This window comes from Qipengyuania citrea (assembly GCF_024171405.1).
Classification (GTDB): Bacteria; Pseudomonadota; Alphaproteobacteria; order Sphingomonadales; family Sphingomonadaceae; genus Qipengyuania; species Qipengyuania profunda.
In genome coordinates this window covers 1806558-1824675 of sequence record NZ_JALJZT010000002.1, presented here as the reverse complement: position 1 = coordinate 1824675, position 18118 = coordinate 1806558, and the positions used below count along the sequence as shown (strand labels likewise).

Genomic DNA, 18118 nt, shown 5'->3' with positions numbered 1-18118 from the left:
GTGAGGGCCTGCGGTTCCCGTCATTCTGGCGGAATAGCCCCAAGTGTTGCAAGCATGTCGATAATGGCGGTGACCGCTGCGCGTGCCTCGGTGTCTATTACGGTCCCGCCCATCGGTTGGGTGGGCCGCGTCGGAACCTGCCATGATCCAAGAAAGACCCGGCGCGCACCGAGCTTGCGGTCGAGGACCTGCATGCCCTCGGAAGGGGCGCAAAAGGTCCATTGTGCGCCGTCCCAGCTGGCCAAGGCATGTGCATGTCCTGCCCATTCGTCGCTGGCCGGATCGGCGACTACCCAGCTCTCTCCAGGCGCGGGGGAGGCCGGTGGTGTGCTGGCCACACCCTCGACGACCGGATGGAGCAGTGCATCGATCCGCGCGAAAGCTTCGTTGACGAAAAATTCTTTCTGCGCCTGCCCCGCCACCAACATGGGGAGCGCCTGGCGCGGAGTCGTGGTGTCGAAGGCAACGGGCTCGGTCATCGCAATATCCTGTCAGCTGGATGCGGGAATGGGGGTGAGATGGAGCGGGGCCGAGAGCGCGAAGCTGCCCTTTTGCCGGACCCACAATGACTGTCCGGGATGGAGCGCGGCAAGCGCGGCGATCTCTGCGGGCGCCAGCTGCAGATGCGGCGCAGGGCTCGCCCAGACCCGGTGCGGCTTGTCCGGATCGCCAAGCCCCACCTCATAGCCTTCCGCCTGTTCGACGAGCGGTTGCTCGACTTCGTCGAGCCAGCTCCAGCCGCCGCGCGCACGGCGAGTCCAGGTGAGGATCACGCCACCTTCCGGCGTCGCATGCACTCGTGGTTGGACCGGAAACAGGGGACGCCGGGTCCTGCCCCCGTTCTCGAGCGGCGCGACCACCGGATCGGGATCAGCGGATCCGATTGCGGCCAGTTCGCTCCATTCGCCCAGGGCGAGCGTGGCAGGCAGTTCGACCAGACGATCGTCGAGCAGCGTGACCAGCGTGCCGGGCACATGCCCCGCCAGCGCCTCGATCTCGGTACCGCCGCGGCCGCGCAGCAATCCGGTAAGCTCCCAGACGCCTTCGCCCACAGGTTGGGCTTGCGCGAACTGGACGATCTCGCTCCCTACCAGCAGGCGGTTGGCGCCGCGCGCGATAGCGTTGGGCGTGGCAGGTTCGAGTTCGGCCTCGTGATCTTCCAGCGCGACCTGTATCGATGCTGAGCCCTCGAACCGCAACCCGGGGCTGGCGCCAAGTGATACGAGCAAGCTTCCGCTCACGGCGCGGACGGGGCCGCTCTCCGTCAGCGGGACGAGCGCGTTGCCCGCCAGCTCATACAGCGCGGCGCCGGACCAGCGCCCGGTCGGCGCCCCAACCGCGGCGAACCGCTGGATCGACCCGCTCGCCCCGTTACCATCCCACGGAAGTTCGAACACGCGCAGGCTGGCGCCAACTGCAATCCGGTCGCGAGGCGTCCAAGCCGTCCCGGCATCGGCCGTGCGGTTGGCGCCGTTCGGGAGGACATAGCGAACCAGCTCGAGCTCGACCCCGCGCTCACGCCATTCCCACCCGATGATCTGCCACAGTCCGGACAGGCCCGGAGCGCGCACGATGCTTCCCGGGCCCAGCGCCGGATCGATTGCGCTCATCCGCCAGGCGAGCGTCTCGCCGCGCTGTTGTTCGCGGCTTGCAGCCTGCGCCAGCAGCGACCGGGCATTGGTTGCCGAGAAGGTGCCGGGGAACTCCAGCACCGCGCGGGCTGCTCCCGTCGCCGTCCCATCCGCGCGCTGCAGCCCGGGCTGGTAATCGCGCGAGGGATCGTAATAGCGCAAGGCCGTCAGCCTGTTTCCCTCTGCCGAGCTGCGCGCCAGCGCAGTCCCGTCCTCCTGCCCGAAGTCGCCTTCCTCCCATGCGATTGCCGGCGGCAGTGTCGGAATTTCGCCGACCGGCGTCGCGAGCCCGTCGAGGCTGAACTGCTCGCTGCGCGAGACCGCTGAGAGCGGGTTCAGCCGGTCGACCAGCGTCAACACCGCAGCCGGAGTGCCGCCCTCGTGCACGAAGCCCTCAAGCGCGGGAAAGGCCGCCTGCCGGCTCTCCATGCCCTGCCGCCCGGCGATTTCGGTGACCAAATGCGCGGCGGTGCCCGCAAAAACTTCGAAGCTGAGCGCGGGGATGCGGTTGCCGAAATCCTCGAGCGCGAGATCTTCGAACACGACATAGGCACAGCCGCGATGGGCGGGGCATTGCGGGCCGATATCCGCGGCCATCAGCGGATCGGGCACTTGGTCTCCATGTCCGGTATAGGCGCGCAGCGTGCCGCCGGTCTTGAGGTCGCCGCCACGACCGCGCAGCAAATTGCCATCGGCCCAGATCCGCCCGATCCGGTCGATCGGACGGCTCGATAGCGCCACGGCGAGCGAAATCGAATAGCTGTAGGTCGTTGTCTTCGGCTTGCCCTTGCCGCCCCCGCTGCTTTCGTGCTGTTCCTCGAGATCGGTCGCCCAGATGATCGTGCCGGGCGCACGCACCTTGCCGTAGAGCGCGGGGATCGGCTGGCCGTAGCTCGAGGTGCTGACGGCGAGCTCTTTCAGGCGCGGGCCTTCGCGGCTTGGCGAGCCGATGATCATGCTATCGAGCCCGCGGCCGAGCGTGGCGCCGATCGCACCGCCCAGCGGTCCGCCGACCAGCGTGCCGATCGCTCCGAGTACTAGCGTTGCCATATCTGCTCCGGGTCGGGATCGAGCCGCCACTGCGCCAGCGGCGGTCGAGGGTATGGGAAATGCTGGATGACGACGCGCCGCAGCCCGGCATGCGCATGGACGAAGCGCGTGTCGCCGAGCGCGATCAGCAGGTGATGCTGCGCGGGTCCGGGCTGCATCAGCAGGACATCGCCGCGCCGGACGGGGCCGGCACAACTGCGCAGGCCATTGCGCGCGGCGAAGCCCAGCCACGGCGCGATATCGGTGTTGCGAAGCCGGTAACCTTGCGGATAGCGCACGCTCCACCCGCAATCTTCCAGCGCCCGCCCGACAAGACCGAGGCAATCGAGACCCGTCACAGGCTCGCGCCCGTGTAGCCGGAACGGTGCTCCCGCCAGCGCCTGGGCGGCGTTGGCAAGTTCGTCGCCACGCGCGCTCACCGCGCGACCGGATATTGCGCGAGCATGTCATTGCCGGGGAGGAAGGGTTCGCCGCGGAAGTTGACCGCATTGCCGAAACGCGATGTGCAGGTGGCGATGGTCCGGTCGCAGCCCTCGCGCAGCCGGACGCGCAGGCCCACAGGCAGCTCCGGCTCGATGCGCTCGGCAAGCGTTAGCGTGTCGCCCACCGCGTCGATAATCTGGGCCGAAAGACCGGTCGCGGGTCCGTCGAGCCAGCGCAGTTCGCCGTATCGATAGGGCCACGTCTCCGCCAGATCGACGCGCAGCGAATTGGTATCGGCATCGCCCGCGACAACCCGTACGCGAGTTTCGAAGGCAACCGGGTTGAGGCCGCAGCCGGGCCCGCAGAAATGCGCCCGGCACGAGGGGCTCGAGAGGGGGATCGTATCCCCGGCCAACCGCGCCTTGGCCGAGACGAGCTCGGCCTTGAAACCCGCGCCTTCGCGCCTCACGCTCGCGATCGAGCCGACGTAGAGCGTGGCGCTCGCGCAGGTTTCCCAATCGACGATCCCGCTTTCCACGCGCGCGCCGTCGAAGCGCCCGCTGGCAAGATCCTCCGCGCGTACCGAAGCATGGCTGAGCGCGCCGGCGACATCGCCGGGATCGTCCTCGAACCCGGCGGTGCGGCGGATGGCGGAGGGCAGCATGCCCGGCGCGGCGCGGTGGCGGATGCCGCCAAACCACAGATCGCGATCATGCGCGGTAAAACCCAGCGTCACCCCGTCGCGGCGATAGACGCGCCACCAGGTCGCGGCGGTTTCGAGCTCATTGGCGAAGAATATCCTGTTCATGCGGCCTCGCGCACTTCGATCAGCGGGACCGAAGGCGCTTCTCCCGCGGCGAAGGAGAGGCCGCTGACATCCAGCCGGTCCTCGGCAAAGCGCACCGGCACATCGAACAGGAAACCGGCGGTAATCGCTGCGCCATCGGGCGGGGCGGTGTCGAAGACGATCCAGCCCCCGTGCTCCAGGGTCCAGTCGGCGGTTTCGACACCCTCGACCGCGACGCGGATGCTGCCGTCTTCGGGGCGCGTGATCGAGCGTTGCTGCGCACCGTAATGTTTGACCAGGCGGAAGCGGCTGGCCGCGCCATCGCCAGTGCCGAGCAATTGGTCGGTCGCCGCCGGTATGCCGGTCATCGCGTTCGAGCTGAAATCGAACGGATCGCGGAGCCGGAACCCGCGCGCCGGGCCGTAGCGCGCGCGGAAGAAGGCGATCAGCGTGCCTAGCTCTGCCTCGGAGCGGATACCGGGGCCGACATCGTACCGCATGCGCGCATCGGACCACAACGCATTGCGATGCTCATAGCCCGATGCGGTCACTGCGACCGAGGTCGAAAACTCGGGGCTCGCCGCGGCATCGCGGCCAAGTGCAAGGGGATAGGCGACATCGTCGAAGGGGATCATCTCGTCATCTCCGGGAGGCAGGCGGGTGTAACCATCGCGCGCGACCTGCGGCAGCGCCCAGACGAAGCGCTGCGACACACCGCGTGCCCGCGCTTCATCGAGCGCATGGTCGATCAGCGACCAGAACTCCTCGCTATCTTCGGGAGCGAGCACGAAACCTGAGAAATAGTCGGTCGCGGCAGCCGGATAGGCCAGGTGCCGGTCGACAAAGGCATGCGCCTGGCGCCGCGCTGCCTCGGCACCTGCGGTCAGCCAGTCGTAATCTTCCAGCTGCAGGCGGTCGAAGGCGGGGTATCGCCAGCCGGTGGGCATATTGGCGCGCCAGGCCTCGGGGGTGGCCGGATCGAGGACGGTCGGCGTGAAGGTCAGCAGCAGAATCTCGGCCTGCCCGTCCGCCGCGTCGCGCACCGCATCGGCCAGTGCCAGCGTCGAATCCGCCAGCACTTGTCCCGCCGCATCGAGCAGCGCGACCTGCGCCGGGTCGAGCGGGCCGCGCAAGAACACGATCGTCACCGGGTCGCCCCCCAGCGCAGCCTTCGCGCTGGCGTCGTAGAGACAGGGGGCACCGGTCGCGGGAACGGTCCACCACCATGGCTCGCCGATCTGGAACAGCACCGGCAATGCCGCGTCCTGCGCGATGGTGACGAAGGCGCGCGCGACCTGCTGCAGATAGGCCATCGCGCCGCCATGCGCGGGCGACAGCAGTGTCGAAGACGGCACCCAGCCGGTCAGGGCTGGCGATCCATCGGGCGCGCGCTGCTTCCAGTCGTTCCAGCAATGCGCATCGAACAATTCGTAGGATAGCGACCAGATCAGGTCGAAACCGTGCTCGCGCGCGGCGGCGGCATAGGCGCGGTGCCAAGCCTCGCAAGGGGCGTTGAGCACACCGCCGGCAAGGCTGACGTAATGCGCGCCGCCCAGCGGCTCGAGCCGGAAATAATGGCTCATCCCGACATAGTGGACGATCCGCCCGCGATAGCCGAGGCCCTCGATATTGCGCAGCAGGCGCGCGGGCGTCTGGTTGAAGCTGTCATCATAGGCGGTGGCGATCTGCTCGCCATGCGCAGGGATCAGGACATCGCCGATTTCGAGCGAGGCATTCTCTCCCTCGCAGGAGAGCGCGGTCAGCTCCGCCCAGCCATCGATCGGTGCGGAAAGCACCGCCTCGCTGCCCTCGATATAGCCTTGCGGGACAAGGCTGATGAACATGCGGTCGATATCGGCGGGATGAACTGCCTCGCCGGGCAGGCCATAGCCCGATTGCAGCGCGGAAAAGGGCAGCTCGATCTGCGCATCGCTCGGTGTGCCGCTGGCATAGTTCCACAGGCGGACATACCAGGCGCGTGTCTGACCTGCGGCATCGCGGCCTTCGATCGTCAGCGTCGGCCCATGCGGCACGTCGAGCGCCAGGACCCCGCCGCTGCGCCAGCGAAAGCGCAGTACGCAGTGGGCGTAGTCGCGCTGCGTTTCATAGCCGAGCAGCGGGTGGTCGAGCCGGTCTTCGCTCTCCCAGATCAATCCCGCCAGTTCGCCTTCGTGGAAGAATGTGCAATCCACGCGCAGCGCATCGGGCGCGGTGGTGACCACGCTGGCCATCATCGGGCGCGGGAAATTGATCGTCCAGAAGCGCGGGTCGAAGCGCTGGATATAGTCGGAATGCTGCCCCTTGCGGTCGCGGGCAAGCCAGAATGACATGGCGGGTCTCCTAGACCGAGAGCGCGCGCCGCACCGCGCTCGCGACCTGGCGCGAGGAGCGCTGGAGCGCGACGGGGGCGGCAGTGCCACGCGGGGCGGCCAGGTTGATCGCGACGCGAACGTCGGGCCGGGCCTGGCCGTGTGGAACGCTGGCTTCCACCCGGCCGGCGCTGGTCGGGACGAACAGTTCGGGGCCGCGTTCGCCGACGAGATAGGGCCGCTCGGGCGCGACCAGCCCGCCGGTGGCGCGGCCGGGCAGGCCGAACAAGGCGCCCAGCGCCCCGCCGACCAGATTGCCAAGTCCGTCGCCGCCGCCGCTTCCGCCGAACAGCGAATCGAGCCCGAGGCGGAGCGCCTGCGCCGCGATCTGGTCGAGCACGCCGGCGGCGACGCGTTGCAGGTCGTCGAAGCCAAGACTGCCTTGGCGGATTGCCGAAAGCAGCCCGCGTTCGAGTACCTTGCCCGCGCGTTCGAACCCGCCCAGCACAGTGGTGTCGAACTCGCTGCGCATCGCGCGCATGTCGGCGGCAAAACCCTGCGTATCGGCGCGCACTGCGACGATCAGCTCGTCGATTTCGTCATCCATGGGCATCTCGTTCGATCAGCGCCGCGATTTCGGCGCGCGTGGGCGGGGTGTCGGCGGAAAGGGGTGGGGCAAGGCTGGCGGCGAGTTCGGAGGGCGTCGCGGCCCAGAACACCGGCGGCGTCCAGCGCATATGCGCCGCCGCCAGCGCTGCCAGCCGGACGGCCTGCGCTGCGAATGTCGTGCTCATCCCGACCCCTTGAGGATTTCGCCGAGGAGCGCGCGCAGCGGCGCGGCCGAAGCGGCGAGGCCCCGGTCGAGTACTGCCTGCCCCACTTCGGCGCGGGTCAGCTCGCCGCGATCGGCAAGGCAATGCCAGAACAGGCCGGCGATCTCGGCCAGCCGCAGCTGCCCTTCGCCCGCGCGGTCGACCAGTGCGAACAGCGAACCCAGCTCCTCCTCGGCGCGCACCAGCGCGTCGAAGCTCGGGCGCAGCAAATGCGCCTCGCCGGCGATGGTCAGCGTGGCTTCGCCGCGAACCGGATTGCTCATGCGGGGACCACCTCGCCCGAGCTTTCGAGCTGCAGCGCATAGGTCCGCTCGCCATTGAAATCCCCGGCATAGTCGAGCCGCTGGACAAGAAACTGGCCCCGCATCTTGGCGCCGTCCTCGAAGCTCAGCTCGTAATTGGCGAGCGTGCCTGCAAGCGCATGGCCGCGTACGCTGCCCTCGGCATCGGATCCGAGGAAGATGCCCGAGGCCGAGACCGAGACCGAGCGCGTTCCCGCGCCCGACAGCAGGTCACGCCAGCCGCCGCTCTGCTTGTGCGTCACCACCACCGTATCGCCATTGACGGTCATCTGCGTGGTCCGCAGGCCGGCGACGGTTTCATAGGCGATGGGCGAATTGCCATCGCCGATCTTGAGGAGGAAGGCGGCACCTTTTTGGGCGGTCATGTCGGGTTACTCCGTTTCGAGAAGCGAGAAGCGATATTCGAGCAGCACCGCGCGCAAGGCGCGGCGGCGGCGTTCGACGCGGCTGCGCAGGAACTGGGTGACGACGATCCGGTACCCCCCCTGCTGCGGGGCGAGCGTGGCGATGCGCTGTTCTACCCGCAGCGCGAGGGCCGCGGTCTGCGCGGGATCGTCGCTGCGTCCGACCAGCTCGAGCGCGAGGCGGATTTCGCGGCCCCGCGCGGTCTTGGTCGACCAGTCGGTGGTGGCGCTGGCGACCAGCGCGAGATGCGGCGGGCTGGCGGCGACCGGGCCGTCCTCCTCGATCGAATTGAGCATGTCGGCAAGGAGGGGATCGGCGCGGAGCCAGGCGACGAGCGCGGCGCGAAAGGCGATTTCCATCTAGCGCTCTCCCCGGCCGAACAGCGGCCACAGCAGATGCGCGCGGTGCCATTGGCCGCCAATGCCGCGGCGGGCATGGAGACGCGCTTCGGCGTGGGCCGCGGCGAGCAGGGCGGCGCGTTCGGTCAGGCGCTGCGCCAGCGCGGCGAAGCTCACAGCCGCACCATGCGATAGGGGCGCCACAGCGCGGCGATCGCGCTTGGCAACCGCTCTGCAGGGCCTTCGTCCCGCTCGCGATATTGATGCGCGGCGAAGCGCACGATGCCATGGCGCAGCGCGGGGTCGAGCTCGGCCCAATCCGCCGCCTCGCTGCCGGTGAACTGGATGCACACTTGCCACGCGCTTTCGAGCAGGCGGAGCAGCAGCGCATCCTCGCCCGCGGTGCTGATCGCCAGCCACTGCTTGAGCTCGGCCAGCGGCTGGCCGGACGGGTCTGTCGGCATGGGGGGTCCTTCTCTGGCGTCGGGCGGAAGCCTTGGGGGAAACGAAAGGCAGGCGGGGCCAGGGGGAAGCCCCGCCTGCCAGCTGCTAGTCTTCGATCTTCAGCAGCTTGATCGCATTGCCATCGAGCACCTGGCCGCCGACGCGCTTGGTGGCGTAGAAGTGGACGAAGGGCTTGTTGGTGAAGGGATCGCGCAGCACCTGCGTCGCGCTGCGTTCGGCGATCAGATAGCCGTGGCGGAAATTGCCGAAGGCGATCGGGAAAGTGCCCGCGCCGATGTCGGGCATGTCTTCGGCCTCGACCACCGGATAGCCGAGCAGGCGGTCGGGCTGGCCCGCGGCCAGCCCCGGCTGCCAGACGAAGGCGCCGTCGGAGGTCTTGAGCTTGCGCACTTCGGCCAGCGTCGCCGAATTCATCACGAAGCTCGCCCCCTGCCGGTGGCCCGCCTTGAGCGTATGGACCAGGTCGATCAGCCGCGTATCCGCCGCGCTGCCCAGCCCGTCGGGTGCGCCCGAGCCCAGATATTGCAGCGTCCCGAAGGCACGCGCACCATCCGCCGTGGTCGCGGTGGGGGCGGCAAGGAAGCCCCGGGGCTGGTTGGTGCCCGAACCGCCGATGAAGGCGGCCCCCTCGGCGCGGGCGAATTCCAGCGCGATTTCGCTGGCGAGCCAGTTCTCGAGGTCGAAGCCGGCATCGTCGAGCATCGCCTGGCTGGCCGCCGGGTTGGCATAGAGTTCGCCCGTCGGCGGCGCGATCTCGACGAATTCGGGCGTGTCGGTTTCGGGCCGTGCGGCGGTTTCGCTGACCCAGCCGCTGGCGGTGCCGCCGGTGGTCACCAGCTTGCGATAGCGCGCTGCCCGTCTGCACGACCTGCGCAATGGCGCGGATCGGGCTGATCGCGGTCAGTTCGCGGGCGATCGCTGCGTCGATCTGGCGCGGCACGGCATAGCCGCCGTCGGCGGGGACGCCGGTCGTGAGCGATTTGATCTCGGTGGTCGCTCCGCGCCGCAGATAGCCATCGACAAAGCCTTTCACCTCGGGTGCGGGCTCATCGGTGGAGCCGATCGCCGGGCGCGCCGCGGCGCGGCCGATCTTGTCGACGCGCGCTTTCACCTCGTCGACATCGCTGCGCACCGAGGCGACCTCGGCCTCGGTCTTGTCCTGTCGCGCGACGATATCGAAGCTGGCTTCGGCGGGATCGGTGGGGGTGGTCGTTTCCATAGAAGGGTCCTCTTTCTTCAGGGCACAAAAAAGCCGCCCGGAAGGCGGCGAGGGGTGTGGGCTTGAGCGTCGGGGCTGGTCAGGCGGTGAGGTGGATCCTCGCCTGCGGCTGCAGCGGGTGCGTGACCACGCTGACTTCGAACAGGTCGATCTCGGCCAGCTCGCGGCCACCCGGCGTCTGGCGAAAGCGGCGCGCACGGTACCCGAAGCTGAGTCCGCTCACCGCATGCGTTCGCAGCAGCGTGGCGGCGCGGCCCTGCGGCTGGTCGATCCGGGCGATGATCCGCAGTCCGCGCGCATCCTCTGCCGCGGTCTCGACCCAGCCGATGCGCTGGTCGCTGCGGTGCTGCCAATAGAGCGGGTAGGGGTCATCGCGCTCATCGAGGGTGCGCGTGAAGGCACCGCGGCGGATCGTGTCGCGCGCGCCATCGGGTAGGTCGAACAGCGCGGCATAGCCCGCGATGCGCAGGCTCACGAGAGCATGTCCGCGGCGCCAAGCCGGACCGCGATGCCGACCAGCAGCAGCGCGAGCACCCCGCGCACCAGCCACTCGATGGCCGCCTTCCACGCGCTCGCCTTGGCATCGCGCCAGGCCGAGAGCAGTTCGCGCAATTCGTCCAGGTCGTCCTGCGCGCTGGGGTCGGCGAGGCCGAGCCGGTCGAGCACGCGGCTCGCGCCCAGCTCGCTCGCTTCCTCGACCACCGCGCGCAGGGTGATCAGCTCGCCCCCCTCGGTGCGGGCCTGCGCGATCAGCCGCGCGAGCATGTCTTCCCTGGTCATGCGGACATCTCCATTGGGGACAGGCCGAGCATTGCGCGTTTCTCCGCGTCGCTCAGGAAATCGGCGCTGCTGACCTGCGCCCACAGCTTCTCGCGGTCCTCGGCCAGCGCGGGGACGCGGTCGACATCGATCTGCGGTGCCTCGGCGAACCAGTCGGTCAGCCCGGCGTGCAGCCCGGCCAGGATCTTGCCCGCCAGCGGCAGCAGCGTGAGGCGCCACAGCGCGCGATTGGCCTCGCGGTAATTGGCATAGGTGTTGTCGCCCGGCAGGCCGAGCAGCATCGGCGGTACGCCAAAGGCCAGCGCGATGTCGCGCGCGGCCGCCGCCTTCAGCGTGGCGAAATCCATATCGGCGGGGCTGAGGCTCATCGCCTTCCAGTCGAGCCCGCCCTCGAGCAGCATCGGCCGCCCCGCATTGCCATGCCCCTGGAAGGCCGCCTGCAATTCGGCCTTGAGCCGCTCGAACTGTTCGGCGCTCAGCGCGCCGCCGTCCTCGCCGGCATAGACCAGCGCGCCGCTGGGCCGCGCCGCATTGGCGAGCAGCGCGCGGTTCCATTCGCTCGCCGCATTGTGCACCGCCACCGCGGGGGCGGCAGCGGCCAGACAGCCCGCGCCATAATGGTCGTCGGTCGGGTGGAAGCCGCGCAGGTGGATGATGTTGGGCCAGCCGTGCTCGTCCTCCAGCGCGATCGTCAGCGTGCGATCGGCGAGCACATAGCGATAGGCGGTCGGCCAGCCATCCTCGCCCGCGACCACCTGCACGCGTTCGGGCCGTAGCGGATACAGCTCGACCGGCACGCCCGCGCCATCGCGGATCAGCTGGACATAGGCATTGCCATGCAGCGCCAGCTGCGCGGCGAGCACTTCGAGCAGCGGCTGCGACCCGCAGGATTTGGCAAGCAGTTTCGCCAGCCGCGCATCATCGCAGGCGACCGGCGCACTGCCGACCCCCTCGGCGACGATCCGCACGGATCGCTGCGCGACCGGATTGGCAAGATAGGCCTCGGCCACCTCGCGATTGTAATCGAAGGGCGCGCGCTGCAGCGGCCCGCCGTCGAAGCTGGACGCCCAGGGGCTGACGAAGCCGCGCGCAACAGGCACGCGCGATCCGCCCCCACCCTTGAAGGCGGAGACGAGACTGGTGAGGAAGGACATGGAAGTCTCCGGATTAGGTTTTTTAAGTCGAGCACCAGCCCCGGATCCGGGTCCGGGGCGACGGCAACTCAGGAACCTGTTCTTCTATTCGTCGGCCCGGGCTTGACCCGGGCCGGTGCTGCCTTCTTGAATGGCTACATGGATCGCGGAAGACTTGGCGGCTGGGTTTACATCATGGCCAACCGCTATCGCGGCGCACTCTATGTCGGCGTGACGAGTTCACTCGCCGCGCGCGTCACCCAGCACCGTGAAGGAACAGGTTCCGATTATTGCTCGCGGCGCGGTCTGACGCGTCTGGTCTGGGCCGAACGCGGCGACACGATCGATGACTGCATCGCGCATGAAAAGCGCCTGAAGCGCTGGCGCCGGGAATGGAAATTCGCCCTGATCGAAAAGGCGAATCCGTGTTGGGACGACCTCTACGACGTCATTCTTTGACGATGAGAAGCACCAGCCCCGGGTCAGGTCCGGGGCGACGGCGAGGGGGTACCCATCCCGTCACTCGTCGGCCCGGACTTGATCCGGGCGAGTGCTGCTTCTCATATCTGCCAAACCCGCGGCTCCTGACGCCGACCCAGCATCAATTCGCTCAGCGCCCACACCAGCGCATAGGCGCGGTCAGGCGACCTGCCGGGTCCTTCGTACGGTCCACCGGCAACCAACCCGCAGAGCTGGTCCTCGAGCTCCGCGAACATCCCGGCATGGCGCACGCGGCCCGCTTCGTAGAGCGCGGCGACGGGTTCGGCGCGCGCAACTTTGCCTCTGGAGGCGTGGACCAGCTTGAGCGGTAGCGCGATATCGGCGGCGCGCAGCACGCTGGCGACCATCTGGCCGCCCTGGTTGGCCTCGGCCACCACGCGGTCGGCATTCCAACCGCGTGCGGCTTCGGCCACCGCGCGCGCCCAGCGTTCGGGGCTGGCCTTCGCGACCGAGCAATCCGCCAGCACTTGCGCGATGCCGCTTGCGCCAAGTGCGCAGACCACAATGCCGCATTCGTCGCCGCGGTCGCTGGCGGGCGGATCGACCCCGACCACCACACGGCGAAGCGGATCGGTCGACCCTTCGTGCCGGCAGCTCTCCAGCAGCGACCGCGTCCACAGCGCGCCCTCGATCTCCTCGAGTAGCACGCCATCGAGCTCCTGCCGCCCGAGCGCGGTTTGGCCATATCGCTCACGGATCGTGGCGACGAAACGCGGCGGCAGATTGGCGGCGTTTTCATAGGTCGTCCCGCGGCTGATATGCGCCAACCCGCGGGTTTCCTCGCCCACCAGCCGCCGTACCAGAGCGGTGGCGCGCGGGGTGGTGGTGGCGACCACCTTGGGGTGCAGCCCCAGCCGCAGCCCCATCGCCAGATTGTCCCATGCCGCTTCGGCCTTGCCCGATACCCCCGGCCATTTGCCGATCTCGTCGCACCAGGCATGGCTGTGCTGCGGGCCGCGCAGGCTTTCGGGCTCGGCGGCCGAATAGAGAAAGGCCATCGCCCCGTTCGGCCAGGTCAGCCGCTTGAGCGAGGGCTCGTAGAACGGCCGGTAGTTCGGCGGACAGATCGCCAGCACCCCGCTTTCGCCTTCAACCATCACGCTGCGCGCTTCGCCAAGCGAGGCGGCAACCAGCGCGATCCGCGCATCGGGATCGAGGATGGCGGATTCGCGCACCCATTCGGCCCCGGTGCGGGTCTTGCCGAAGCCGCGCCCGGCGCAGATCACCCAGCAATTCCAGGCGCCGCGCGGCGGGGACTGCGCCTCGCGCCGCCAGAGCGGCCAGTCGTGCCGGATCAGCGCACGTTCGCGCTCCTCCAGCTGCGCGATCAGCCCGGTCTTGGTCCGGTCGTCCTGTTTGCGCAGCCAGTCGAGGAACCCGTCACCCAGCATCGGCAGGATCAACCGGATCGGTTTCGTCCTCGGCCAGCGCCGCCTGCAACGCCATTTCGTTCTGGCGCATGGCCTCCAGCTTGGCGTTGAGCGAGGCGAGCACGCTGGCCTCGTCCGAATTTTCGAGCTGGGTCCGCTCGCGCGCCACCGTCTCGCGGTGCAGCGTCAGCAGGCGCAGCGCATTGGCGATGTCGAATTTGGGCCCGTCGGCAGGCACGCCCTCGCGCAGGCGCTGCAGCGTTTCGAGTTCGAGATGCTCATATCCTTCGAGCAGCGCGGCATACCATTTGCGCGCGAATGCAGCATCCTCGCGACGCACCTTGTAGGCGCGGGCGGGGTTCACCCCGGCAAAATGCGCGGCGGCGGTCACATTGGACGTCTCGGCCAGATGGTCGAGAAAGAAACCGCGCCAGTGGCGGTCGAGCTTGCCCTTTTCGCCGCGCCGATAGGCGGCGGCGATCTTGGTCCGCTTGGTGCGGGCCTTGGCCGCCTTCGGCATGATGAGTTCCTCCGATTGGGCGCAGCGCAAAACGACAAGGGGCGGCCCGTCGAAGGCCGCCCCGTTCCGGCCCGCTGGCCGGTGAATCACACTATCGCGATGTTCCTTATATGTACCCAAACAGCGTGACGATGTCAATAGAAAATAACCAAATAGGTTATTCGGTCGCGCTTGCCTACGCTGCGGGGCTCGCCTAATCCCGCCGCATCACGCGATGCCAGGGATTCCCCCAATACCATGATCATGAAACCGCTGCGCGGGTTGTACAATTGGACCATGGCCAAGGCCTCGCACCCGCATGCGGTGTGGTGGCTGGCGCTGTTCAGCTTCGTCGAATCGTCCTTTTTCCCGATCCCGCCGCACCCGCTGCTCGGGCTGATGTGCCTCGCTGAACCGAAAAAGGCGGTGAAGTTCGCGCTGGTCTGCACGCTGGCATCGGTCGCGGGCGCGCTGCTCGGCTATGCGATCGGCTGGGGGCTGTACGACACGGTGGGCGTCTGGCTGATCGGCGCGCTGGGGCTGACCGAGGCGTTCCCGATCGCCGCCTGCCATTTGCGCGAATATGATTTCGAAGCGATCCTGATTGCGGGCGCGACGCCCGTACCGTTCAAGCTGTTGACGATCACTGCCGGCTTCATCGGCATGAACCTCGTCACCTTCGTGCTCGCCAGCCTGTTCGCCCGCGCGCTGATTTTCATGACCGTAGGCATTCTGTTCCGCGTGTTCGGCGCGCCGATCAAGCGCGTGATCGACGAATATCTCGGCACGGTCACGACGGTTTTCGTGCTGCTGGTGGTCGGCGGGGTCATCGCGCTGACGCAGCTGGGTGGCAGCGAAGGCGAAGACGGCGGGCCGTGCACGCAGGCGACCGAGGTGGTCCCGGCCGCCTGAGCACTCTACCGGTCAGCCTTCGAAGGCGGTTTCCAGCGTAATGTCTGCCTTGAGCAGCTTCGAGATCGGGCAGTTGGCCTTGGCATCGGCCGCCAGTTCCTCGAATTTCGCCTGGTCGAGCCCGGGGACCTTGGCCTTGGTCGACAGGGCGGAGCGGGTGACGGCGAAACCATCATCGCCCTTTTCCAGCGTCACCTTGGCCTCGGTTTCGACCGAACCGTCAGTATGGCCGGCCTCGGCCAGCTTGAACGACAGCGCCATGGTAAAGCAGCTGGCATGCGCCGCCGCGATCAGCTCTTCGGGATTGGTACCCGCCGCATCCTCGAACCGGGTCTGGAAGCCATAGGGCTGGTCCTTCAGCGCGCCCGATTGCGTGCTGACATGCCCCTTGCCGTCCTTGCCCAGCCCCTCGTAGCGCGCGCTGCCTGAATTGGTCGTCTTCATGGTGGAATCTCCTTTCCACCATGGGACGCCTCATCGGGTCAGTTCGTTCCGGATCAGATGATCCCGACCTGCTTGCCCGCGGCTTCGAAGATCGAGAGGATCTCGCTGACCTCGGCTTCGCTATGCTCGGCACACAGCGAGCAGCGCAGCAGGGTCATGTTCGCCGGGGTTGCGGGGGGACGGGCGAGATTGACATAGAGACCGCCCTTGATCAGCGCCTCCCACATCGCCGCGCCCTTTTCGAGGTCGGGCATGATCACCGCGATGATCGCGCTTTGCGGTTCCTCGGTGCCGAGTTGGAAACCGAGATCCTTGAGCCCCTTGTGCAGCGTCTTGGAGTTTTCCCACAGATGCGCGCGTTTGTTCGATCCGTGCATCAGCTTGCGGATCGAGACGCAGGCGGTCGCCACCACGCTCGGCGGGAGCGAAGCGGTGAAGACATAGGGCCGGCAGACCAGCCGCATGATTTCGAACTTGGGGTGGTTGGAAACGCAGAAGCCGCCCACCGTGCCGACGCTCTTGGAAAACGTGCCGATGACGAAATCGACATCGTCGAGCACGCCCGCCTGTTCGACCACGCCGCGCCCGTTCTCGCCGATGAAGCCCATCGAATGCGCCTCGTCGACCAGCACCATGGCGCCGTACTTCTTGGCGACCGCGACCATTTCCTTGAGCGGGGCGATATCGCCAAGCATCGAATAGACGCCTTCCAGCACCACCAGCTTGCCCGCGCCTTCGGGAACGCGGCGCAGGCGCTTTTCCATCGCCTCGATATCGTTGTGCTTGAACGGCACCACTTCGGCATTGCCCATCGCGCAGCCGTCCCAGATGCTGGCGTGGCTGTCGATGTCGAGGATGATGTAATCGCCCTTGCCGGCGATCGTCGAGATGATCCCGAGATTGGCCTGGTAGCCGGTCGAGAAGACCATCGCGTGATCCATGGCATAGAAGTCCATGAGCGCTTGCTCGACTTCCTTGTGACCTTGGTACGTCCCATTCAGAACGCGGCTGCCGGTGGTCCCGCTGCCGAAATCGGCGAGCGCCTGCTTGCCCGCCTCGACCACGTCCGGGTCGAAGGTCATGCCCATGTAGTTGTACGTGCCGAGCAGAATCGTCTCGCGCCCGTTGCAGATCGCGCGAGTCGGCGAGAGCACCTTCTCCATCACCAGGTTGAACGGATCTTCCTGTCCGGCCGCCAACAGCCCCTCGCGCAGCGCGATGATGTCGTCGAACTTGGAGAAGAGGTCCTTGCCCTCTCCCTCGAGCGCCTGCGGCTTGTCGGGTTGCGAAATGCCCTCGCTCATCAGTCGGCCTGCAACCGGGTGACGGTATCGACCAGCTGGCCGTAGGTCTCGATCTCGGCCTGCTGGTTCATCGAGATGATGATGTCGAACTCGTCCTCAATGGCGGCGACGAAATCCATCACGGTCAGGCTGTCGAATTCCAGATCGGTGGCGAAAGTGGTCGCTTCGGTAATCTCCACACCCTTCTTGTTGAAGGGTTCGGCCAGTTCGCGGATCTTGGCGTCGACTGTGGCTCGGTCCATGGCGGGGGTTTCCAATCCTTGTGGTGCGCGCACCCGCTACCAGGGCAGCGCGCGAATGATTGCCGCGGGCAAAGCGGCTTGTGGCGGTCCTTGTCAAGCGCAGGCCGCAATGGCAAGCTTGGGAAAAAGTCGCAATCGTCTGTTCGAACAGGGGAAAACGGATGAGCGATACAGCAAGCGCAAAACCGGCACCGGCGGAAGGTCCCGCCGTGGAAGATGGCCGCCCGCCGGATTCGGTCCGGGCGAAGCGCGAGACGACCTATTCCAACCATGCGATCCACCTGATGCGCACCGCGCAGATGAGCACGCTCAAGCTGTCGCAAATGGCCGACCAGAAGGCCTCGATCCTGCTCGGCGCGACCTTCCTCGTCTTCTCGCTTTCGGTGAGCCGCGCGCTGACCGGGGAGATGCCGGTCTCGCTGATGATCCTGGCCAGCTTCAGCTTTGCCAGTTCGCTGTGCGCGGTGATGGCGGTGCTGCCCAAGGTCGGGCGGCCCGATGGTCCCGTGAAGAACCGCAATCTGATCTTCTTCGGCCACTACACCTGGATGGACGAGGATGAATGGACCGAGGAATTGCTCGCCCGGCTCGAAACCGACCGCACCGTGTTCGAGACGATGGCGCATGACATGTACCAGAACGGCCAGGTGCTGGCGGGGAAGAAATACCGCTTCCTCGCGCTGGCCTACAAGGTGTTCATGACCGGACTGTTCGTGACGCTGGCGGTGTTCGGTATCGAAATGGCGATCAGCTAGTCGGGCAGCAGCGCGCGGACAGCGGTCATGAAGGGGCCGATCGACACCGGCTTGGCGAGATAGTCCGCCGCGCCCGCGTCGCGGATCCGCTCCTCGTCACCCTTGCCGGCATAGGCTGTCACCGCGAGCACCGGCACTTCAGCGAGCGTGCTTTCCCGCTTGAGCTGCGCGATCAGGTCGATCCCGCTGATATTGGGTAGCTGGATGTCCATGATCACCAGATCGGGCCCGAAGCGCTTGGCGGTGGCGAGCACGTTCTGTCCATCGGACACGGGCACCACCTCGTAGCCGTTGGCCTTCAACACGTCACAGAACAGCTTACGATTGAGATCGTTGTCCTCGACAACGAGGATTCTCTTTGCCACTTGGCCTGACCTCCATGCAATGCGCGTGGCCTTATGCAAAAGCGGGAGCGC

General features: G+C 67.3%; 24 protein-coding genes and 1 pseudogene. 3 read left to right on the top strand and 22 right to left on the bottom strand.

The genetic code is table 11. From position 1 onward, the window contains the following. Window positions 1–20: 20 nt before the first annotated feature. The 16 genes and pseudogenes from J2S32_RS09770 to J2S32_RS09695 form a co-directional block, all read right to left on the bottom strand. On the bottom strand, window positions 21–479 hold the full coding sequence (locus J2S32_RS09770) for a DUF2793 domain-containing protein (protein ID WP_253520609.1): 459 nt from the start codon (window positions 477–479) through the stop codon (window positions 21–23). 12 nt (window positions 480–491) lie between these two features. Then, window positions 492–2681, bottom strand: a complete 2190-nt coding sequence (locus J2S32_RS09765; protein WP_253520607.1) for a GTA baseplate fiber-binding domain-containing protein — start codon at window positions 2679–2681, stop codon at window positions 492–494. Continuing rightward, window positions 2669–3100 (bottom strand): NlpC/P60 family protein, encoded by a 432-nt coding sequence (locus J2S32_RS09760; RefSeq protein WP_253520605.1) that lies wholly within the window; start codon window positions 3098–3100, stop codon window positions 2669–2671. Before J2S32_RS09760 ends, J2S32_RS09765 begins: the two co-directional genes overlap by 13 nt. Further along, window positions 3097–3912: a DUF2163 domain-containing protein gene (locus J2S32_RS09755; protein ID WP_253520602.1), complete on the bottom strand. Its 816-nt coding sequence runs from the start codon at window positions 3910–3912 to the stop codon at window positions 3097–3099. The genes J2S32_RS09760 and J2S32_RS09755 overlap by 4 nt, the downstream gene beginning before the upstream one ends. Beyond that, window positions 3909–6221 carry a DUF2460 domain-containing protein gene (locus tag J2S32_RS09750; RefSeq protein ID WP_253520600.1) on the bottom strand — a complete coding sequence of 771 codons (2313 nt, stop codon included), beginning with the start codon at window positions 6219–6221 and terminating at the stop codon, window positions 3909–3911. Before J2S32_RS09750 ends, J2S32_RS09755 begins: the two co-directional genes overlap by 4 nt. Window positions 6222–6231: 10 nt before the next feature. After that, window positions 6232–6807 carry a tail tape measure protein gene (locus tag J2S32_RS09745; RefSeq protein WP_253520597.1) on the bottom strand — a complete coding sequence of 192 codons (576 nt, stop codon included), beginning with the start codon at window positions 6805–6807 and terminating at the stop codon, window positions 6232–6234. Further along, a complete protein-coding gene (locus tag J2S32_RS09740; RefSeq protein ID WP_253520595.1) occupies window positions 6800–6994 on the bottom strand; it encodes a phage tail assembly chaperone in 195 nt (64 codons plus the stop codon). Before J2S32_RS09740 ends, J2S32_RS09745 begins: the two co-directional genes overlap by 8 nt. Continuing rightward, complete coding sequence (locus tag J2S32_RS09735; protein ID WP_253520592.1) at window positions 6991–7296, bottom strand: gene transfer agent family protein; 306 nt, start codon at window positions 7294–7296, stop codon at window positions 6991–6993. The genes J2S32_RS09740 and J2S32_RS09735 overlap by 4 nt, the downstream gene beginning before the upstream one ends. After that, window positions 7293–7700: a phage major tail protein, TP901-1 family gene (locus tag J2S32_RS09730; protein WP_253520590.1), complete on the bottom strand. Its 408-nt coding sequence runs from the start codon at window positions 7698–7700 to the stop codon at window positions 7293–7295. The genes J2S32_RS09735 and J2S32_RS09730 overlap by 4 nt, the downstream gene beginning before the upstream one ends. A gap of 6 nt (window positions 7701–7706) precedes the next feature. Beyond that, entirely contained in the window at window positions 7707–8099 is a 393-nt protein-coding gene (gp17, locus tag J2S32_RS09725) for a tail completion protein gp17 (RefSeq protein WP_253520588.1), read from the bottom strand. After that, window positions 8100–8255, bottom strand: coding sequence for a hypothetical protein (locus J2S32_RS09720; RefSeq protein WP_253520586.1), 156 nt, complete (start codon window positions 8253–8255; stop codon window positions 8100–8102). Further along, window positions 8252–8542 (bottom strand): head-tail connector protein, encoded by a 291-nt coding sequence (locus tag J2S32_RS09715; RefSeq protein WP_253520583.1) that lies wholly within the window; start codon window positions 8540–8542, stop codon window positions 8252–8254. Before J2S32_RS09715 ends, J2S32_RS09720 begins: the two co-directional genes overlap by 4 nt. An 85-nt stretch (window positions 8543–8627) precedes the next feature. Further along, a pseudogene (locus J2S32_RS09710) lies at window positions 8628–9762 on the bottom strand (phage major capsid protein). 79 nt (window positions 9763–9841) lie between these two features. After that, entirely contained in the window at window positions 9842–10231 is a 390-nt protein-coding gene (locus J2S32_RS09705; RefSeq protein WP_253523042.1) for an HK97 family phage prohead protease, read from the bottom strand. Window positions 10232–10233: 2 nt separating this feature from the next. After that, entirely contained in the window at window positions 10234–10542 is a 309-nt protein-coding gene (locus J2S32_RS09700; protein WP_253520581.1) for a DUF6127 family protein, read from the bottom strand. Beyond that, window positions 10539–11696, bottom strand: a complete 1158-nt coding sequence (locus tag J2S32_RS09695) for a phage portal protein (protein WP_253520579.1) — start codon at window positions 11694–11696, stop codon at window positions 10539–10541. Before J2S32_RS09695 ends, J2S32_RS09700 begins: the two co-directional genes overlap by 4 nt. A 138-nt stretch (window positions 11697–11834) precedes the next feature. Here J2S32_RS09695 and J2S32_RS09690 point away from each other — a divergent pair, with 138 nt between their 5' ends. Beyond that, entirely contained in the window at window positions 11835–12134 is a 300-nt protein-coding gene (locus J2S32_RS09690) for a GIY-YIG nuclease family protein (RefSeq protein WP_253520577.1), read from the top strand. Between the two features lie 101 nt (window positions 12135–12235). Here the strand turns inward: J2S32_RS09690 and J2S32_RS09685 are convergent, their stop codons facing one another. After that, a complete protein-coding gene (locus J2S32_RS09685) occupies window positions 12236–13567 on the bottom strand; it encodes a DNA-packaging protein (RefSeq protein WP_437181936.1) in 1332 nt (443 codons plus the stop codon). Then, window positions 13557–14066: a hypothetical protein gene (locus J2S32_RS09680; RefSeq protein ID WP_253520573.1), complete on the bottom strand. Its 510-nt coding sequence runs from the start codon at window positions 14064–14066 to the stop codon at window positions 13557–13559. The genes J2S32_RS09685 and J2S32_RS09680 overlap by 11 nt, the downstream gene beginning before the upstream one ends. 237 nt (window positions 14067–14303) lie before the next feature. On the opposite strand from J2S32_RS09680, the gene J2S32_RS09675 reads away from it, so the two are divergent. Next, on the top strand, window positions 14304–14957 hold the full coding sequence (locus J2S32_RS09675) for a YqaA family protein (RefSeq protein ID WP_253520571.1): 654 nt from the start codon (window positions 14304–14306) through the stop codon (window positions 14955–14957). 12 nt (window positions 14958–14969) lie between these two features. On the opposite strand, the gene J2S32_RS09670 is transcribed toward J2S32_RS09675, so the two are convergent. The 3 genes from J2S32_RS09670 to J2S32_RS09660 are packed head-to-tail and all read right to left on the bottom strand — an operon-like array spanning window position 14970 to window position 16947. Next, window positions 14970–15401 carry an OsmC family protein gene (locus J2S32_RS09670; RefSeq protein WP_253520568.1) on the bottom strand — a complete coding sequence of 144 codons (432 nt, stop codon included), beginning with the start codon at window positions 15399–15401 and terminating at the stop codon, window positions 14970–14972. A 53-nt stretch (window positions 15402–15454) separates the two neighbouring features. After that, the gene (gene spt / locus J2S32_RS09665; RefSeq protein WP_253520566.1) at window positions 15455–16705 is read right to left on the bottom strand and encodes a serine palmitoyltransferase; all 1251 of its coding nucleotides are present in this window, start codon (window positions 16703–16705) and stop codon (window positions 15455–15457) included. After that, window positions 16705–16947 carry an acyl carrier protein gene (locus tag J2S32_RS09660; protein WP_253520564.1) on the bottom strand — a complete coding sequence of 81 codons (243 nt, stop codon included), beginning with the start codon at window positions 16945–16947 and terminating at the stop codon, window positions 16705–16707. The genes spt and J2S32_RS09660 overlap by 1 nt, the downstream gene beginning before the upstream one ends. A gap of 161 nt (window positions 16948–17108) precedes the next feature. Here J2S32_RS09660 and J2S32_RS09655 point away from each other — a divergent pair, with 161 nt between their 5' ends. Then, window positions 17109–17702, top strand: a complete 594-nt coding sequence (locus J2S32_RS09655; protein ID WP_253520562.1) for a Pycsar system effector family protein — start codon at window positions 17109–17111, stop codon at window positions 17700–17702. Here J2S32_RS09655 and J2S32_RS09650 read toward each other — a convergent pair. Then, a complete protein-coding gene (locus tag J2S32_RS09650) occupies window positions 17699–18067 on the bottom strand; it encodes a response regulator (protein ID WP_253520560.1) in 369 nt (122 codons plus the stop codon). The two genes, J2S32_RS09655 and J2S32_RS09650, sit on opposite strands and share 4 nt — an antisense overlap. Window positions 18068–18118 lie beyond the last annotated feature (51 nt).

Coding starts and splice junctions, on each gene's coding strand:
- J2S32_RS09660 (WP_253520564.1), bottom strand. CDS start 16,947: ATGGACCGAGCCACAGTCGACGCCAAGATCCGCGAACTGGCCGAACCC.
- J2S32_RS09690 (WP_253520577.1), top strand. CDS start 11,835: ATGGATCGCGGAAGACTTGGCGGCTGGGTTTACATCATGGCCAACCGC.
- J2S32_RS09695 (WP_253520579.1), bottom strand. CDS start 11,696: ATGTCCTTCCTCACCAGTCTCGTCTCCGCCTTCAAGGGTGGGGGCGGA.
- J2S32_RS09670 (WP_253520568.1), bottom strand. CDS start 15,401: ATGAAGACGACCAATTCAGGCAGCGCGCGCTACGAGGGGCTGGGCAAG.
- J2S32_RS09675 (WP_253520571.1), top strand. CDS start 14,304: ATGATCATGAAACCGCTGCGCGGGTTGTACAATTGGACCATGGCCAAG.
- J2S32_RS09765 (WP_253520607.1), bottom strand. CDS start 2,681: ATGGCAACGCTAGTACTCGGAGCGATCGGCACGCTGGTCGGCGGACCG.
- J2S32_RS09745 (WP_253520597.1), bottom strand. CDS start 6,807: ATGGATGACGAAATCGACGAGCTGATCGTCGCAGTGCGCGCCGATACG.
- J2S32_RS09755 (WP_253520602.1), bottom strand. CDS start 3,912: ATGAACAGGATATTCTTCGCCAATGAGCTCGAAACCGCCGCGACCTGG.
- J2S32_RS09680 (WP_253520573.1), bottom strand. CDS start 14,066: ATGCCGAAGGCGGCCAAGGCCCGCACCAAGCGGACCAAGATCGCCGCC.
- J2S32_RS09700 (WP_253520581.1), bottom strand. CDS start 10,542: ATGACCAGGGAAGACATGCTCGCGCGGCTGATCGCGCAGGCCCGCACC.
- J2S32_RS09740 (WP_253520595.1), bottom strand. CDS start 6,994: ATGAGCACGACATTCGCAGCGCAGGCCGTCCGGCTGGCAGCGCTGGCG.
- J2S32_RS09685 (WP_437181936.1), bottom strand. CDS start 13,567: ATGCTGGGTGACGGGTTCCTCGACTGGCTGCGCAAACAGGACGACCGG.
- spt (WP_253520566.1), bottom strand. CDS start 16,705: ATGAGCGAGGGCATTTCGCAACCCGACAAGCCGCAGGCGCTCGAGGGA.
- J2S32_RS09730 (WP_253520590.1), bottom strand. CDS start 7,700: ATGACCGCCCAAAAAGGTGCCGCCTTCCTCCTCAAGATCGGCGATGGC.
- J2S32_RS09655 (WP_253520562.1), top strand. CDS start 17,109: ATGAGCGATACAGCAAGCGCAAAACCGGCACCGGCGGAAGGTCCCGCC.
- J2S32_RS09735 (WP_253520592.1), bottom strand. CDS start 7,296: ATGAGCAATCCGGTTCGCGGCGAAGCCACGCTGACCATCGCCGGCGAG.
- J2S32_RS09750 (WP_253520600.1), bottom strand. CDS start 6,221: ATGTCATTCTGGCTTGCCCGCGACCGCAAGGGGCAGCATTCCGACTAT.
- J2S32_RS09715 (WP_253520583.1), bottom strand. CDS start 8,542: ATGCCGACAGACCCGTCCGGCCAGCCGCTGGCCGAGCTCAAGCAGTGG.
- gp17 (WP_253520588.1), bottom strand. CDS start 8,099: ATGGAAATCGCCTTTCGCGCCGCGCTCGTCGCCTGGCTCCGCGCCGAT.
- J2S32_RS09770 (WP_253520609.1), bottom strand. CDS start 479: ATGACCGAGCCCGTTGCCTTCGACACCACGACTCCGCGCCAGGCGCTC.